Raw genomic sequence first — 15,818 nt, forward strand, 5'->3', positions numbered from 1 at the left:
GGACGACGGCGAGTGGTTTGCGCGAGTTTTCTTCGATCAGAAGCCGTTCGTCGCGGTGGGCGCCCCCTTGGCTTCGGACGCCGTTAGTCGTAATGCCCAAGCATCTGTTCCAGTGATGGGGCAGCGGTCATCGTTCCCGAGGATGACAGCAGGGACACCGCCGTCAGAATGTGGAGCATGACGAAGCCAACTGCGATGATTGCCAGCAGTGCATCCTCGCTCAGCGGCGGAGCCTGAATGAAGCTCTCGCGCCGCTGTCCCTCTCCGATCGACATTGTCAGTGGTCCTCCAGGCTCGGTGTTATCAGAAGCCGTACTTCATTGCCCCGCGCAGCCTCTGGCTCTCGACGCCGTTGAGGGAGCTCGTCAGCAGATATTCCAGATCGAGGCTCAGCGCGTTGCCGACATCGGCGCGCAACGAGAGACCGCCGGTCATGGTGTCGCGCGCGGTCGAGGTGCCGCTGAGTGCATAGCCGGAGGTCAGGCCGACCAGATCGACGTAGTTCAGGCCCTGCACATAGCCGCCGTCGAAGGCATGCCGCCATTCCGCACGAACGGCCGGCGTCAGCACGCCCCAGCTTTGCAGGATCGGATAGGCGAGGCGACCGCCGAGAACGCCGGCCACGCTGGTCGTGTTCATCCTGTCGTAGCTCAGGGCCCATTGGCTCGAGCCGGTCTCGTTGTAGGTGTTGAGCGTCGCGTTCACGACATCGAAGCGGCCGTAGCTCGAAAGCTTCCAGCCCTCCCACCGGGAGACATGGCTCACACCGACCGTGCCGAAGAGCTGGCTGCCGGCGCGCTGACTGTCCAGCATGACGTTGCCGTCGTTGGACCAGCGTTTGCCGTCGAAACGGAGCCAGCCATATCCGCCGGCGACGTCCAGATAGGTGTGGGGCAGGAAGTTCCAGCTTGCATAGATCGTCGCGTTGAAGCTGCGCGCGTCGATCCTCGATCCGTCCGTTCCGATCTTGTTGTGGTCGAAGCCGAGACCGAATGCGGCGCCCGCCTTGAGGCCGTCGGTGATGGTTCGATCGAAACCGAGCGTCAGTCCGGAGGACGTGAAGCGGTTGTCGTAGCTGTTGTCGCCTTGCAGCCTGCCGAAGCCAACCGTTCCGAATGCCCAGACGTTGAAGGGCAGCAGATTGGCCTTGTTGATGCGCTCGACCGCCTGAGGGAGCGCGGCGGCGAGCTGGTTGACGGCACGGCCGGCGTCGGACTGCGACGTCAGGTTCGTGCGGATCGGCAGCTCGTCGGAGTAGCCGAGGGCCTGTGCCGCTGCGGGCCGATCGTTGAAGAGGCCGGCCGCCCGACGGTCGATTTCGGAATTGCTGGCCGATGGGCCGGACGGGCCTGCGGCCGCGATCGGGCCGGAGCCGGGTGCGCCGTCATCCGCGTCGTGCAGGCCTTCGAGACGCTGGAATATGTTGCCGATCTGGGCTTGGCCGAAGCGGACCGCGGTCGACACCTGCGAGGCGACGGTTCCACGGACCGCCGCGCTTGTGCCGGGATCGGAGCGTCCGACCGTGAGCGAGATGGCGATTGACGTGGCAGCGGCATTGTTGCCGTCACCGGCATAGATCGCGACAATCGAATGCGCGCCCGACGCCAGAGGCAAGGTCGTGAAGGATGCAGCCGAGCCGGAGATCGTCGCCGTGCCCAGCACGATCGTGCCGTCCTTGAAGCTCACGCTGCCGGTCGGGGAAGCGCCTCCCGACAGTGACGCCGTCAAGGTGACGGACTGGCCGGCCGCAGGTGCGCTCGCCGAGCTCGATACGGCGATCGAAGGCGCGGCCTTGCCGATAGTCACTGCGATCGTGCTCGATGTTGCCAAGGCATTGCTGCTGTCGCCGCCATAGATCGCCGTCAGGGAATGGAAGCCCACGACAAGTGTCGATGTTGCGAGCGTCGCGGTCGCGCCCGAGATGGTCGCCGTGCCGAGTGTCGTCGTGCCGTCCTTGAAGGTGACGGAGCCTGACGGCGAGGAGCCGCCGGAGAGCACCGCGGTGAGGACCACCGACTGGCCGGCGGCCGGCGACGTCAACGAGGCCGATACCGAGATCGAGGGTAACACCTTGGCGACCGTGACGGTGACGGCGCCGGAGGTCGCCGCGGCATTGTTGCTGTCCCCGCCATAGGCCGCCGTGATGCTGTGCGTGCCGATCGCGAGCGCCGCCGTCGTGAAGGTTGCGGTTGTGCCCGAGATCGCGGCGGAGCCGAGAATGGTGGCGCCGTCGTTGAAGGTCACGGTGCCGCCCGCCGACGATCCGCCCGAAACCGTGGCGGTGAAGGTGACCGACTGGCCGGCGGACGGCGAGGTGGACGAAGCCACAAGGGCGAGTGAGGCCGAGCTCTTGCCGACGGTCACCGTCACGACGGTCGACGTCGCCCCGGCGTTGCCGCTGTCTCCGCCATAGACCGCGGTGATCGTGTGTGTTCCGACCGCGAGCGCCGCGGTGGCGAGGCTCGCGCTCGAACCCGCGATCGCGGCGGAGCCGAGGACGGTGGCTCCGTCCTGGAAGGTCACGGTGCCACTCGGCGACGATCCGCCGGACAACGTTGCCGTGAAGGTTACGGACTGGCCGACAGCCGGCGCGGCCGATGACGCCGAGAGCGAGACCGAAGGCGATGCCTGGCCGACCGTCACCATGATTGCACTGGAGGTGGCTGTGGCGTTGCTGCCGTCGCCGCCATAGACGGCGGTGATCGCATGCGTGCCGACCGTGAAGGCGGAGGTCGTCAGCGCCGCGCTCGCGCCCGAGATCGTGGCCGAGCCGAGGACGGTGGCACCGTCCTGGAAGGTCACGGAGCCGCTCGGCGAGGAGCCGCCGGAGAGTGTTGCCGTGAAAGTCACGGACTGACCGACGGTCGGCGAGCTCGACGAGCTGGAAACGGTCAGTGACGGCGAGACCTTGCCGACCGTGACGGTGATCGTGCCCGAACTTGCCGAGCCGTTGCTGCCATCGCCGCCGTAAATTGCCGCGATCGGATGCGCGCCGACCGCGAGCGACGAGGTCGTGAAGGTTGCGGTCGAACCCGAAATCGTGGCCGCTCCCAGCGTCGTGGAGCCGTCCTTGAAGGTCACGGAGCCTGATGGCGAGGAGCCTCCGGAAAGTGTCGCCGTGAAGATCACCGATTGGCCGAGCGTCGGCGACAACGAGGAGCTCGAAATCGAGACAGACAGCGATGCGCTGCCGACCGTCACCGTCATGACGTTGGACGTCGCGCCGGCATTGTGGCTGTCGCCGCCATAGACGGCGGTGATCGTATGCGATCCGGTGGACAGCGACGATACCGTCAGCATCGCGGCCGATCCGGAAACGGTGCCGGAGCCGAGCGAGGTCGCGCCGTCATAAAAGGTGACAGAGCAGCCCGGCGAGGTGCCGCCGCTGAGCGAAGCGACCAGTGTCACGGGGTCGCCAGCGCTGGTTGACGTCGACGATGCGCCCAGGGTGACGGTCGGGGCGTCCTGCGTGATCGTCACGGTGATCGAGCCCGACGTGACCGACGCGTTGGTGGTGTCGCCGTTATAGGTCGCGGTGATCGTGTGCGGGCCGACGGACAGCGACGACACCGCCAGGATGGCGGTCGTCCCTGAGATGGTGGCGCTGCCAAGCTGGGTCGCGCCTTCCAGGAAGGTGACGGTGCCGCTTGGCGAGGCCCCGCCGGTCAGGGTTGCGACGAGCGCGACGGATGAGCCATAGCTTGCCGAAGTCGACGAGGCGGCGAGCGCGATCGAGGGCGTGATCTGGGCCACCGTGACCGTTGTGGAGCCGCTCGTAGCCGAGTTGTTGTTGGAGTTGCCCGAATAGCTCGCGGTGATCGCGTCCGATCCGACCGGCAGCGAGTTGATCGTCAGGCTTGCCGTCGTTCCCGAGAGGTTGGCGGTGCCGACCGATGTTCCGTTGGCGTAGAACGTGATTGTCCCACTCGGCGAATAGCCTCCGCTCAGCGTCGCTGTCAACGTCACCGGGCTGCCGTAGATGATGGAGGATGACGATGATGAAACGGTCAACGTCGGCGACGCCTTGTCGATCCTGATCTGGTAGGAGATGTTGCCCCAGCCCGGGCCCACGCCGGCAGCATCCGAAGGGAGAGAAAGTGAGTCGGTCATGATCGATATGACCCCGAAATAGGTACCTGCCGTCGCCGGGGTGCCGTTTATGGCGATGGAGCATGTGTCGCCGCTCGACGTATTCGAAATTGTGACACCCGGCACGAAGAAAGACATACTCGAAATTTGGCAGCCGGAGCTGTCGGTATAGACCGTGAGGCTCTGCGAGTACGCGGTCCCGATCGTTGCGTTCGCGAGCGTTCGCAGTGCATGGGCCGGCGCGCTCGCGCAGAAGAGCAGAATGGCAGCCAGCCAAAGGCTGCCAACAGCGTTTCGAACCGTGCGAGACAGCACCGTCGCGATCGGCTTTGCACTGGCGAATGACGATATCGCTCGCGTGGCGCGATCGTTCTCAAGCTGGCCGCAGCGCGCGACCACATCGAAACAACCGGAATGCATGCCCTGTCCCCATCGTTCGGATCCCACGCGATGGAGGTCGCAGGGATTGGACAGGCGAGGAGAGGGAGCGTCAGAGGATATGCCTCGCCAACCCAGAGATCTCTCACGCCTGAGATCGTTTGGTCGGGTCTGGTAGGCGACGAACGGCAAATCCACCATCAACGCGGATTGATCCTGGGGATTGGGTAGCCGCTAGTCGCATTCCTGCGACAGCGCTAATTGTCCCGGGGCTGTTCGGTCCGCGGTGGCGCGATCGCAGATCGTCAGGGCAACGATGTGAACGACCAGGAAGGCGGCGGCCACGGCCAGCAGCCAGCCCGTCTCATCCTGGGTTTGAGGCCGGGCGACCCCATTTGCTCGCGCTGGCTTGCCTGCAGCGATCATGTCCGGTCTCCAGAATCCGTATTGAAGTCTTGATGTGTGATTGCTGCTGATCCCGCGACCCGGTGTCGTCTCAGAACCCGATCTTGACGTGCGCACGCCCGCGCTCGCTCCGCGAATTGCTGGCGATCAGTTCGTCGAGCTGAAAGCCAAGGCTGACCGACCGGTTCACCTGCAGTTCGAAGCCGAGGCCGATCAGGGCCTGGTCGCGCTTCTCCGCCGAGCCGAACAGGCTGTAGACGGTCGTCGGATCGAAGCTGTAGGCGATCGCTTGCGTATAGGAGCCGCTAAGGCTGCGGCGATAGGCGAGCTCGAAGCTCGATTTGAGAACGCCGGCCGAGGTGTCCATCACATGGCTGAACCGGGTGCCGAGCACGCCCGCGAGATCGACGGCCGAGGTCTGGTTGAAGGTGAGATTGTAGATGCCGGCGCCGGTCTCGACATAGCCGTCGAGCCGGATCCATTGCAGGTCGAGCCGCGCATACGGCGCGATCTTCCAGCGCTCGACTTTGATCTCGCGGCTCACCGCGAGCGAGCCGAACAGATCCTCGGCGCCCCGATGTCCGGCGCCGAAGGCCTGCGCCGAGCTGTCGTAGCGAGAGTTGCCGAGCCGGCCCACGGCGTAGCCGAGGACGCCATCGATGAACCACTGCGGCGCAACGCGGTAGCTGGCATAGGCCTGCGTCGACCAGACATTGGCGTTGATGTGCGAGCCGTCGCTGCCGATCGTGGCATGATTGATGCCGAAACCGACGGCGACGCCGGCCTTCAGGTTTCGGGTCAGGCGCGAATCGACACCGGCGGTCAGTCCGGTCGAGGACACGTTGTATTTGGCATCGGCGTAAGTGGTGTCGCGGCCGAACAGCAGCGCGCCTGCGGTCCAGTAGCGCAGCGATGAATCCGATCCCGCTGGTACCGGCACGGCCTGCCCATCTTTCGGCGTCTGGCGGGGCTGTGCCATATCGGATGCGGAGCTCGTCCTGTCTCCGGCATTCGCCGGCAGGCCATACTGTCTCTGCGATGCCGGCATCTGTGCGAAGGACGCCCTGTTGCTGACCAGGGGGACGTAGTCATTGTGCAACTCGATCAGCCGGTCCTGCACGTTGTCGATCTGTTGCTGACCCATCACCTGCACGGTGTGAACCTGGAAGTCGACCATTGCCTTCACGGTCGGATCCGCGGTCGGATCCGGCATCGCGGCATAGCGATAGATGGCCGTCCCCGTGGCCGAGCCGAGCGGCGTGGTCACGGTGACGTCGACGGCACCCGCCGCATGCGGAGGCGTCACCACCGAGATCTGCGTCGCGCTCAGCACCGTGAAGCCGAGCACGTTGGCGCCGCCGAATTTGACCGACGTGGCGCCGGTGAGGTTCTGGCCGATGACGATGGTGGTTTGCTGTCCGGCGATCGGGCCAGATGCCGGATTGGTACTGGTCACCACGGGGCCGGGGCTGGAGGCGGCCGTGCAGGTGACGGTGACGTCGATCTGCGACGGCAGTCCTTCGCTCAGGGCGTTCCAGCCGAAGTTCTGCGTGCCCGACGCAGCCACGATGATCTGCAGCGTGCCCGACACGACGCCGGAGCGGTCGGTGTTGCGGCCGCCGACGCCCATCTGGATGCCGTAGACGAGGGTCGTGTCGACGACGAACGTGTAGTTCAGCTTGATGACGTCGCCGGCGGTCAGAGTCACCGGCGTGTTCGGCTGAGAGTCGGCCCCGCTCACGTTGAAGGCGCCGGCATTGATGCCGGCACAGGTGGTCGCCGCGAGCGCCGGGCCTATGCCGGTTGCCTGAAGCAGAACGAGCACCGCGAGCGTGCGGAGCACAGCCAGGGGCGCCGCCGAGGTCGCCTGCTTGAAGGCGGCGAGACGCGCGCATCTGTCGAGACAAAGGAAAGCCATACCCCAATTTCCACTCGTCGAGATCCCGGCCGCAATTGGCCGCGACGCGGGACCCGCGTGTGAGGCGACGTCGGACGTGTCTGGGATCGATTAACGGGGGCTCGTAGGCGAAAGGCGCGGAAACGACCATCAATGCGCGTTGATCTTCCCGCCGGCCGGAAACGAAAGAGCCGCCGACATTGGCTCTGGACGAGGGCGGATCAACTCTGCAATGGAAGATCTCAGGGTGAATGAGCGCGAGGATTGGCCGGGATGCCGGCGGTAGAATTGGACCTTCAGGGATGCATCGGGACGAGCGGCGAATTTCGTGATCCGAGGACGGAGGCGGCGTTCTCCGAGAGTGTCTGGCGGTCGGCGCGCGCGATGGCGCTGTTGTGCGTTCTGGCCGACACCGTCGCGAGCCTGTCATTCGTGCCGCTCGACGCCATGACGCTGAGCGGCTCGCGGCTTGCGTTCTTCCTGGAAGTGCGGCTCCTGATCGCGGTTGCCGCGGTCGCCGCCGTCCTGGCCCTGCTGCGGACGGGCGGATATGTGCGCATCGTCGCGATCACCTATGCGCACCAGTTTGCGTTCTTCACGCTCAACGCGCTGGTCTTCAACCATCCGAGCCTGACCCGTCACGGCGGATTGCTGCTGCCGCTGATCGCGATCGCGCTCAATCTGTGCCTGCCCGGGCGGTTTCGCTGGGTGGCGCTGATGAGCGCCTATGCGCCGATCGTCAGCCTGTTGTTCTGGGCGATGCTGAGACCCGATCCGGAGAGCCCGCTCGATCTCACGATCATCGGGCTGGTCGTGGCGGTCGGCTACGTCGTCGGGGCGGTGGCACGCACGCAGTTCAACCGGCTGCGGCGCGAGGAATATCTGCGCATCGCGCGCGAGCGGCAGGTCAACCTCGACCTGCGTGAAGCCAAGGATGCGGCGGAAGCGGCCGCGAACGTCAAGGCCGACTTCCTTGCCGTCATGAGCCACGAGATCCGCACCCCCATGAACGGAATCCTCGGCATGGCGCAGTTGGCGCTCGACGAGCCGCTGCCGCCGTCGCAGCGCAAGCGCCTGTCGATCATCAAGTCGTCGGCGGAGGGGCTGCTCAACATCCTCGACGACATCCTGGATATCTCCAAACTCGAACGACAGGCCGAAGTCTACGAGCGCGCGCCGTTCGACCTCCGGCAAAGCCTGCGCGAGATCGTCAATCTGATGACGCCGCGCGCGCACGAAAAGGGACTGACTCTCCAGCTGGAGCTCTCGCCCCTCGTGCCGCAATGGGTGCTCGGCGATCAGTCGCGCGTCAGGCAGATACTGTTCAACCTGATCGGCAACGCCGTGAAGTTCACGAGCCAGGGCAGTGTCACCGTCGAGGTTACAGCGACCGGATCGCGGGACGGGGCGCGGATCAGTTTCTGCGTGTCCGACACCGGCATCGGAATCACGCCCGAGCAACGGGCGCATCTGTTCCAGGCGTTCGGGCAGGCGGACGCGTCGATCCGGCGGCGTTTCGGCGGCACAGGACTTGGACTCGTCATTTGCAAGCGGCTGGTCGACGGCATGCACGGCAAGATCGACGTCGAGAGTGCGCCGGGAGAGGGCAGCCGCTTTCGCTTTTGCCTGCCGCTACCGGCGATCGATGAACCGGCCGACGGCGATGCGATCGGCGTGGCGGCGCCGCCTGTGCGGCCTCTCAATCTGCTGCTCGTCGAGGATCTCCACATCAACGCGATGGTCGCACGCGGGATATTGGATAAGACGGGGCACAGCATCGCGCTCGCAAGGTCCGGCGAGCAGGCGCTCGAGCTGGTGCGGAGTGCTCGGTTCGATGCGGTCCTGATGGACATGCAGATGCCCGACGTGGATGGGCTCGAGGCGACGCGTCGCATCCGCGCCCTGCCGCGTCCGCACAGGCAGGTACCGATCGTTGCTCTCACGGCCAACGTGATGTCGCAGGATGTCGCCGCGTGCCTTGCCGCGGGCATGGACGGGCATCTGGCGAAGCCGATCGATGTCGCAGCACTGCACACCGCGATCGAGGCGGCGTTGGAGGCCCGGCACTGGCCGGCATCCGGCCCGAGTGCGTCGCTGAAGGCCGGCGGCGACGTTCTCGTGGTGGGCGATGCGCGCAAGGCGACGCATGGTCCGCTTGGGGATCTTGGATTTCGTGTCTTTCCGGCGCAGTCGTTCGAGGCTGCCGGCACGATGGTGGCGGCGCGGGAATTCGCGGCGATGGTTGCCGTCTGCCCGCCGCCGGGCTTTCTGGGATCGCTGCGCGAGCGCGCCGCGGGAGAGGGCATGTTCATCGTCGGCGTTCCCGTCGATGGAGAAGCCGCGTGGCTGTTGGAGGAGGGCGCCGACCTCGTGCTTGACGCAACGCTCGCGCCTGACGACATCTCCTGGAAGATCGGGGCCTTCCTCGCCTCGCAGCAGGCGTCCGGATCATTCGCACTCGAAGAGGTTTTCGAACGCGACCGCATCGACGAATTGCAGGGGCTGTTCGCCACGAGCCTCAAGGAACTGGACCGCGCGCTGGCGCGAGGCGATCTGGCGCCGAAGGATCTTGCCAGCGTCGCGCATCGCATCAAGGGAAGTGCGGCTAATCTGCGAATGCCGGAACTCGCCGCGCGTGCCGATGACGCGCTGACGGCGGCAAGGGCCGCCGGAGCGAGCCGCGGCGGTCTCGACGAGGCGATCCAGGCGCTGCGCCGGCAGATCGCCGTTGTCCTGAGGGAATTGGATGCCGCCGGGCAGAGCAGGCCGGTGCCTGCCTCCACCAACACCGAGCTTGAAGGGGCCGATGTCGACGATCGTACTCGTGGTTGAGGACGCGCCGGAGATCCGGCTGATGCTGACCTCGTTCCTCCGGGAGGAAGGCATGGTCGCGCATGGCATGGCGACCGGCGACGAGTTGCGCGCGGGGCTCGCTGCGCTCAGGCCCGACATCGTCCTGCTCGACATCAACCTGCCTGACGCCGACGGCATTGCCCTCGCGCGCGAATTGCGGCTCGGTGAGCAATGCGGGCTTATCTTCGTCACCAGCCGGGATTCCGATGACGACGTTCTCTCGGGGCTGGAGGCGGGGGGCGACGACTATATCTCCAAGCCGATCAACCTGCGCACGCTGCTGGCCCGCATCCGCAGCGTCCTGCGCCGGACCAAGGAATCGGTCGTCACGTTCGACGGTTGGATTCTCGACCCGGTCCGGCGCGAACTGTTTCGTCCCGACGGCAGCTTGGTCCAGCTGACGTCGGGCGAATTCAACATCCTCGCCGCCCTTGCCTCGCAGATGACGCGGCCGCTCAGCCGCGATTTCCTGCTCGACGTCATCTCCAATCGCGACCCCCGCGAGATCAGCGAGCACACGGTCGACAATCTGATCGTGCGGCTGCGGCGCAAGATGCAGTATGACGGAACGGCGGCGCCGATCGCAACGGTGCGCGGCGTCGGCTATGCGCTGATGCCGGTGCAGTCCTGATGTCTCACCTCAGCCGCTGATCCCGCACGTCCTGCGCGTCTTCCGTGGACTTCGCGCGAAGATAACATAACAGTCACGTTGATAACATCTTGGGATGTTAATAACCGCGCCGGCAATTCAAGCGGGTGGGGTCAATATGCAGTGCCTTTCTGATCGTCGGCGTTTCCATGCTTGGAAGCGCGCCATGCTCTCGGCTTCGGCTTTCTTCCTGACGTCTTGCGCAACAATCCTCGATTTTGCGACGCCCTCGTTTGCATCTGCATCGATTGTCGTGGACACCCAGGTGCCGTTCAACGAGGGCATCAGTGGCAACGACGATCTCGGCGACCTCAAGCGAATCTACCAGAGCGCGAATAGCCCGGCCGAACAGGCGCTCGATCAGTTCAACCAGATCATCACCGATACCGGGATGAAGCGGACGCGCCTGCTGCTCAGCGATGTCTACTGCGATGTCGATCAGACTGGCGATGTATTCGGCTACACCATGGACGGCGTTTTCCATCCGGGCGACTGCCAGCCTTTGGCCTGGCATCTTGAGTGGGCCCTGGGTCGCGGGCTGTCGCCTCACGTGGCGGTCGCGGCCTTCATGCCGCCGCGCCTAGTGCAATACGGACCTGGCGAGAGTTGGAATCGGAACGGGCCGGCTCCGGCACTTTTCCAGAAATACGCCAACGCTCTCGTGCGCTATATCGCGAAGAAATCGTTCGACGGCGGGGCGTCATCCGTCATCTTCGAGGTCAGCAACGAGGCTGATATCGCCGATTCAGCCCCGGAGAACTGGAGTGACACCAATCCATCCGCCTACAGGCTCAAGCCATTGGGTCCATGGGGTCGCTGGCTGTGGTGGACGGACCCGGCCAAGTACGTCCTCAAGCAGTGGACCCCGCTGCAGACCCACATGATGTCCAATGCCGAAGATCCGACCTTGTCGTACCCCTACGGGGGCGATGCGCGCCGTCTGCCCAGGCAGCTCTTGCCGGTTCAGAAGATTTTCTCGCAGGCGATTGACACGGTCAGGGCCGAACTCGCCAGCAACAACAGCTATTCCGGCAAGACGCTCGAAATGGCCGGGCCGGCCCTGGTCGGACTGAGCATCAACTATTATCCGGCGGAGAATCTTCCGACGCTGGAGGAAGTATTCCTCGACCAGACCTTCAATCCGCTGGCAGATACTTACTTGGCAAAATTCAACGCGCGGCTCGATCGCTTCTCGTTCCACTATTACGGCTCGACAGACGGCACCGGCGGTTTCGCGTTCTTCGACAACCTGGTCGACAAGGCCAAGGCCAAGCTGGAGGCCTTGAAGATGAACAATGCCAACATGCCCGATGTGAAGCTGTTCCTGTCGGAATGGGGCCCTACGGCCTTTGAGGCGACTGACGTCAATTATTCGCACAAGGGGGCAGCCTGGACGGCGGCGTTCCTGCCCGAAGCAGTGAAAAAGAAGATATCGATGGGGTCGTACCTCATTATCGGCGACGGCCAGGGGGATCCGAACATCACACCTGCCCTCGGCTAGGCCAGCCTGCTGCACAAGGTGCCGCACGGCGACAACCCGGCCGACTACTACCCGAAGCCGGTCGCGAACCTCTTCAAGATGTACAACAAGATGTCCGGCCAGCGCGTGCAGGCCGCTCTCACCAGCGGGGCGGGCTCCCACCTCAACGCGTTCGCGACCTGGGATGGCGCTAACTCGACCGCGAACATCATGGTCTACAACTATGATCCGACACGTGTCTTCGGCAACAACATTTCGACCGAGACGCCGGAGGGGATTTCGCTTGAGGTCGACAACCTGCCGTTCAGCGATGGCTCGACCGTGACGATTGAGCGCTACCTGATCGATGCGAATACCAGCAACCTGGCGAAGTTCTATTCCGATCCGACCCACCCCGATCCCAACCTGCAGAGGATATTGCTGCAGCGAACGATCAATAGCGGAAAGCTCGTCCTGACGGGCGACGCCCTCGGGCTGGGTGTCGTGCTCTACCGCATATTGCCGCCGACGGTGGTTCCCTAAATTAGTTGAACGCAAACCAGACCTTGGCGACGAATGTCGCGCCACACCAGTTCGAGACCAGGCCGTCCGGGTTGGTGATCGGATTGGCGCGGCCGCCCGGCCGCGCATTTGGATCGCCCGTAAAGACGAAGCAGTTTTCCTTCGACAGATTGGTGTCGTAGTAGCGCAGATCGAGGTTGAGCGCCTTGTGCGTGAACGTCACGCCGGCCTGCCAGTTGAGATAGGCAGGCAGCGGGAAGCCGCCGAGTTGCGAGGTCTGGTTGCCAAACCAGGAATAGCCGGCGGCGGTGGTGAACGACACGGTCAGGTTCTGCGGCAGAAACCGCTCCGGCACGTCGAAGCCGACTCCGGCCGCCACATATTGGCTCCAGGCGCCGGTGTTCGAGACGTTCGGAGAGTAGGCGTAACCGCCGGCGACGCGGACCTGATCGCCGATGCGTCGATCCCCGCGGACAACGATCTCCCAATAATTGATGCCGTTGGTCTCGCCAGGAAGTCTTTCACCGGGATAGGCGAAATAGGTCGCCCCAAGATCAAAATCGATCGTGGCAATCTGCGGGCGCATGCCGGCGGCAAAGGTGAGTTCGGCGGCCGGTTGGGTCGGCAGCTTGACGGTGGCGACCGTTGTGCCGGCGTAGAGCGGGCCCCATCTCGTCTCGAAGGCGGCGCCGGCCGCGGGTCCATGATCGGACAGCGTGGTCCCGCGGTAGATGTAGTCGGATGCAAGCCCCGCGCGAGCGCTGAATTCGAGCTTGTCGGCAGGCGTTGCCTGGGTGGTGTCGGCCGCCGACCAACCGCGGTTGCCGAGACCGAGCGCCCCAGCCGAGGATTGGGCCAGCGCCAAACCGCCGGTCATGGGTGCAAGCCACAATCCGGCCAGCGCGGCAAATGAGGCACCGCTTGCAACCGGAAACGATGTTTCGTGTCGCCGCAAGTCGATCATCCTCCCAGAGCGACTGCGATGCCAACCAGCGTACTCCCGACAGCCACCATCGCAAGTCCCGCCGCCCAGGGCCGCAGCCCGCTGTGAACCCCGAACACGTAACCGCAGCCGAACAGCATCACGATGGCGACGGCATAGGAGACGCGCAGCGCCAGCCTGGCGTCGCTCAGGAACAGGAACGGCAGCACCACCGGGAAGGTGGACAGGAAGCTCAGCAGGCAAAGGCCGAGCGCTCCGATCCAGTCGCGCTTCGTCAGCCCTGGACCGGGAGCCGGCTCAGGCAATTGTTGCAACCGTTGCCGCATCGATTCCAATTGCTCTACGGGCAGCATCACCGACAATTCCGGCGGCAGTGCGTCGGCAATGACGCGGCGCGCTGCTTCGGGATCCGGTGCCTTCCGTATCGCGCGGAGGGTCAGAACCTTGTTTCCCCGGTCATTGATGCGCGCCAGCAGATAAAGACCGCCGTCAACGATGCCCCATGCGAGATTGCAGCCGAGTGCGCCGATCAGCATTGTTTGAATATTGATATTGGTCCCGGTCGCGACACCAAGCGAGCAGATGAAGGTAAGGGCCATGATCAGCCCGAACAAAGTCTCCGAGATCCGTTCCATCGGATCAAGTATGCTCCCGAAGCGAGTATTGCGTCCCAATAAGGCGCCCATGGCTTGGTCTTCGATCGCCGTTTGCAGGTGTCATCGAGGCTCACGTCCGGCTGTCGTCCGTTGAGCTAAGTCAAAGGCCTGGGCATGAGTGGACTGGGCCGGCCGGGCGCCGCCCGTGCCCGCCAGTCCATCGAGGACGATTTTACGACGTCGGGTTCTGACCGACGTCGCTCGGGCCTGATAGCGCTTTAGCCCAGCCGCTGGTCCCGCACGTCCTGCGTATCCTCCGTCGCCGTCTTGACGGCGGCGGTCGCCGCGCTCTTTGCGGCACCCTTGCGGCTGGCGATCTCCACCGCCTTGCGGCCGGAGATCTCGTGACCGGCGTCGGCGGGCATCTGCCAGAAGAACCAGCTCGACGCCGCCGAGGTCAGCGCGATCACGACGAAGGCCGGCGCGAACACGGTGGCGTCGATCTCGCTGACATGGTTGAACCACATCGTCGTTTCCACGCAGGCCGCGCCGACCGCGACGCCGGCGGAGACCGCGAGCTGCTGGTTGACGCTGACCAGCGTGGTGGCGCGGCTCATCTGCGCGGTCTCGACGTCGGCATAGGCCACCGTGTTGATCGCGGTGAACTCCAGCGAGCGGAAGAAGCCGCCGACCACCAGGATCACCATGATGATGAGCAGCGGCGTCGTCACCGTGAACAGCGCGCAGACGCCGAGGAAGAACGCGCTGACGATCGCGTTCACCGTCATCAGATTGCGGAAGCCGAAGGTGCGGATGATGCGCGCGGCCAGCGTCTTCATGCCCATGGCGCCAAGCGAGGAGCCGAAGGTGACGAGGCCGGAATGGAACGGCGACAGCCCGAACCCGATCTGCATCAGCAGCGGAAGCAGGAACGGTAGCGCGCCGATGCCGAGCCGGAACATGAAGCCGCCGAAAACGGCCGCGCGCAGCGTCGGCAGCTTCAGGAGCGAAAAATCCAGCACCGGCGAACCCGTCCGCCGCGCGTGCAGGACATACAATGTCATCGAGATCGCTCCGCCCACGACCAGGGCCGCGACCGTGCTCCAGGGCAGAAGGTTGAGCCCGGCGACGGACAGACCGAACGCGATGCCGGCGAGGCCGACGCCCGCGAGCAGCATGCCGTAGAGATCGAACGGCTCCCGCGTCTCGCTCTTGATGGGATCGATGAAGCGCAAGGCCATGAAGATGCCGAGCAGCCCGATCGGAATGTTGATCAGGAAGATCCAGTGCCATGACGCATAGGTCGTGATGAAGCCGCCGAGCGGCGGGCCGATCACGGGACCGATGAGGGCAGGGACCGTCACCCATGCCATGGCGTTGACCAGCGCGCTCTTGTCGACCGAGCGCAGCAACACCAGGCGTCCGACCGGCGTCATCATCGCCCCGCCCATGCCCTGAAGGATGCGCGCGAATACGAAATCGGTGACGGAGGTCGAGAGTGCGCAGCCGATCGAGCCGACCATGAACACGCCGACCGCGATCGCGAACACCATGCGCGCGCCGAAACGGTCCGCGGTCCAGCCGCTCGCCGGGATGAACACCGCGAGCGACAGCAGGTAGGAGGTGATGGCAAGCTTGAGCGTCAGCGGGCTCGTGCCGATGTCGGCCGCGATCGCCGGCAGCGAGGTGGCGATCACCGTCGAATCCATGTTCTCCATGAAGAGAGCGGTGGCCACGATCAGCGGGATGACGCGTTGCTTGTCGACCATGACGGATTGGTAATGAAAATCAGAAGGAAAGGTGGACTTGCGGCTTATCACTGCCGCTCCGCCCGGACCATTGCGGATCAACGCATAGCACCTAAATCCTGCGTAACAACGGTGTGACCCTCGACGGCGGGTGCACGCGCTCCCTCGTCATTCCCCGGCGCGCCCCTTCGCGAGCCCGGATTCCATCGGGCCCCAGACCGTTTGCGGGATGGATTCCGGGCTCGCGACTTCGTCGCGCCGGGGGATGACGAGGGTGGC

Annotated in this window: 11 protein-coding genes; 4 read left to right on the forward strand and 7 right to left on the reverse strand. The window is 64.7% G+C overall.

Annotated elements, in window-relative coordinates:
* Positions 1-83: 83 nt before the first annotated feature.
* The 4 genes from OWC48_RS23890 to OWC48_RS23905 all read right to left on the reverse strand — a co-directional run bounded on the left by OWC48_RS23890 (position 84) and on the right by OWC48_RS23905 (position 6,790).
* Positions 84-275 (reverse strand): hypothetical protein, encoded by a 192-nt coding sequence (locus tag OWC48_RS23890; protein ID WP_282522143.1) that lies wholly within the window; start codon positions 273-275, stop codon positions 84-86.
* A 28-nt stretch (positions 276-303) separates the two neighbouring features.
* Complete coding sequence (locus tag OWC48_RS23895) at positions 304-4,110, reverse strand: Ig-like domain repeat protein (protein WP_282522144.1); 3,807 nt, start codon at positions 4,108-4,110, stop codon at positions 304-306.
* Between the two features lie 591 nt (positions 4,111-4,701).
* Positions 4,702-4,893 carry a hypothetical protein gene (locus OWC48_RS23900; protein WP_282522145.1) on the reverse strand — a complete coding sequence of 64 codons (192 nt, stop codon included), beginning with the start codon at positions 4,891-4,893 and terminating at the stop codon, positions 4,702-4,704.
* A gap of 70 nt (positions 4,894-4,963) precedes the next feature.
* On the reverse strand, positions 4,964-6,790 hold the full coding sequence (locus OWC48_RS23905; protein WP_282522146.1) for an autotransporter domain-containing protein: 1,827 nt from the start codon (positions 6,788-6,790) through the stop codon (positions 4,964-4,966).
* Between the two features lie 252 nt (positions 6,791-7,042).
* On the opposite strand from OWC48_RS23905, the gene OWC48_RS23910 reads away from it, so the two are divergent.
* The 4 genes from OWC48_RS23910 (at position 7,043) to OWC48_RS23925 (ending at position 12,273) form a co-directional block, all read left to right on the forward strand.
* Positions 7,043-9,601 (forward strand): ATP-binding protein, encoded by a 2,559-nt coding sequence (locus OWC48_RS23910; RefSeq protein ID WP_282522147.1) that lies wholly within the window; start codon positions 7,043-7,045, stop codon positions 9,599-9,601.
* Positions 9,576-10,253 carry a response regulator transcription factor gene (locus OWC48_RS23915; protein ID WP_282522148.1) on the forward strand — a complete coding sequence of 226 codons (678 nt, stop codon included), beginning with the start codon at positions 9,576-9,578 and terminating at the stop codon, positions 10,251-10,253. Before OWC48_RS23910 ends, OWC48_RS23915 begins: the two co-directional genes overlap by 26 nt.
* Before the next feature lie 271 nt (positions 10,254-10,524).
* Entirely contained in the window at positions 10,525-11,772 is a 1,248-nt protein-coding gene (locus tag OWC48_RS23920; RefSeq protein WP_282522149.1) for a hypothetical protein, read from the forward strand.
* Positions 11,773-11,790: 18 nt separating this feature from the next.
* Positions 11,791-12,273, forward strand: coding sequence for a hypothetical protein (locus OWC48_RS23925; protein WP_282522150.1), 483 nt, complete (start codon positions 11,791-11,793; stop codon positions 12,271-12,273).
* A 1-nt stretch (position 12,274) separates the two neighbouring features.
* Here OWC48_RS23925 and OWC48_RS23930 read toward each other — a convergent pair whose 3' ends face one another.
* The 3 genes from OWC48_RS23930 to OWC48_RS23940 all read right to left on the reverse strand — a co-directional run bounded on the left by OWC48_RS23930 (position 12,275) and on the right by OWC48_RS23940 (position 15,560).
* Positions 12,275-13,129 carry a TorF family putative porin gene (locus OWC48_RS23930; protein WP_282522151.1) on the reverse strand — a complete coding sequence of 285 codons (855 nt, stop codon included), beginning with the start codon at positions 13,127-13,129 and terminating at the stop codon, positions 12,275-12,277.
* 83 nt (positions 13,130-13,212) lie between these two features.
* Positions 13,213-13,881: a VIT1/CCC1 transporter family protein gene (locus OWC48_RS23935; RefSeq protein ID WP_282522152.1), complete on the reverse strand. Its 669-nt coding sequence runs from the start codon at positions 13,879-13,881 to the stop codon at positions 13,213-13,215.
* Between the two features lie 188 nt (positions 13,882-14,069).
* Positions 14,070-15,560 (reverse strand): MFS transporter, encoded by a 1,491-nt coding sequence (locus OWC48_RS23940; RefSeq protein ID WP_282522153.1) that lies wholly within the window; start codon positions 15,558-15,560, stop codon positions 14,070-14,072.
* Positions 15,561-15,818: the final 258 nt, after the last annotated feature.

It is taken from the genome of Bradyrhizobium sp. Arg816 (assembly GCF_029989365.1).
GTDB lineage: Bacteria > Pseudomonadota > Alphaproteobacteria > Rhizobiales > Xanthobacteraceae > Bradyrhizobium.

Bases quoted from the DNA above. Each gene is read 5' to 3' on its own strand.
- OWC48_RS23940 (WP_282522153.1), bottom strand. From the start codon at position 15,560: ATGGTCGACAAGCAACGCGTCATCCCGCTGATCGTGGCCACCGCTCTC.
- OWC48_RS23935 (WP_282522152.1), bottom strand. From the start codon at position 13,881: ATGGGCGCCTTATTGGGACGCAATACTCGCTTCGGGAGCATACTTGAT.
- OWC48_RS23910 (WP_282522147.1), top strand. From the start codon at position 7,043: ATGCCGGCGGTAGAATTGGACCTTCAGGGATGCATCGGGACGAGCGGC.
- OWC48_RS23930 (WP_282522151.1), bottom strand. From the start codon at position 13,129: ATGACCGGCGGTTTGGCGCTGGCCCAATCCTCGGCTGGGGCGCTCGGT.
- OWC48_RS23890 (WP_282522143.1), bottom strand. From the start codon at position 275: ATGTCGATCGGAGAGGGACAGCGGCGCGAGAGCTTCATTCAGGCTCCG.
- OWC48_RS23915 (WP_282522148.1), top strand. From the start codon at position 9,576: ATGTCGACGATCGTACTCGTGGTTGAGGACGCGCCGGAGATCCGGCTG.
- OWC48_RS23895 (WP_282522144.1), bottom strand. From the start codon at position 4,110: ATGACCGACTCACTTTCTCTCCCTTCGGATGCTGCCGGCGTGGGCCCG.
- OWC48_RS23900 (WP_282522145.1), bottom strand. From the start codon at position 4,893: ATGATCGCTGCAGGCAAGCCAGCGCGAGCAAATGGGGTCGCCCGGCCT.
- OWC48_RS23905 (WP_282522146.1), bottom strand. From the start codon at position 6,790: ATGGCTTTCCTTTGTCTCGACAGATGCGCGCGTCTCGCCGCCTTCAAG.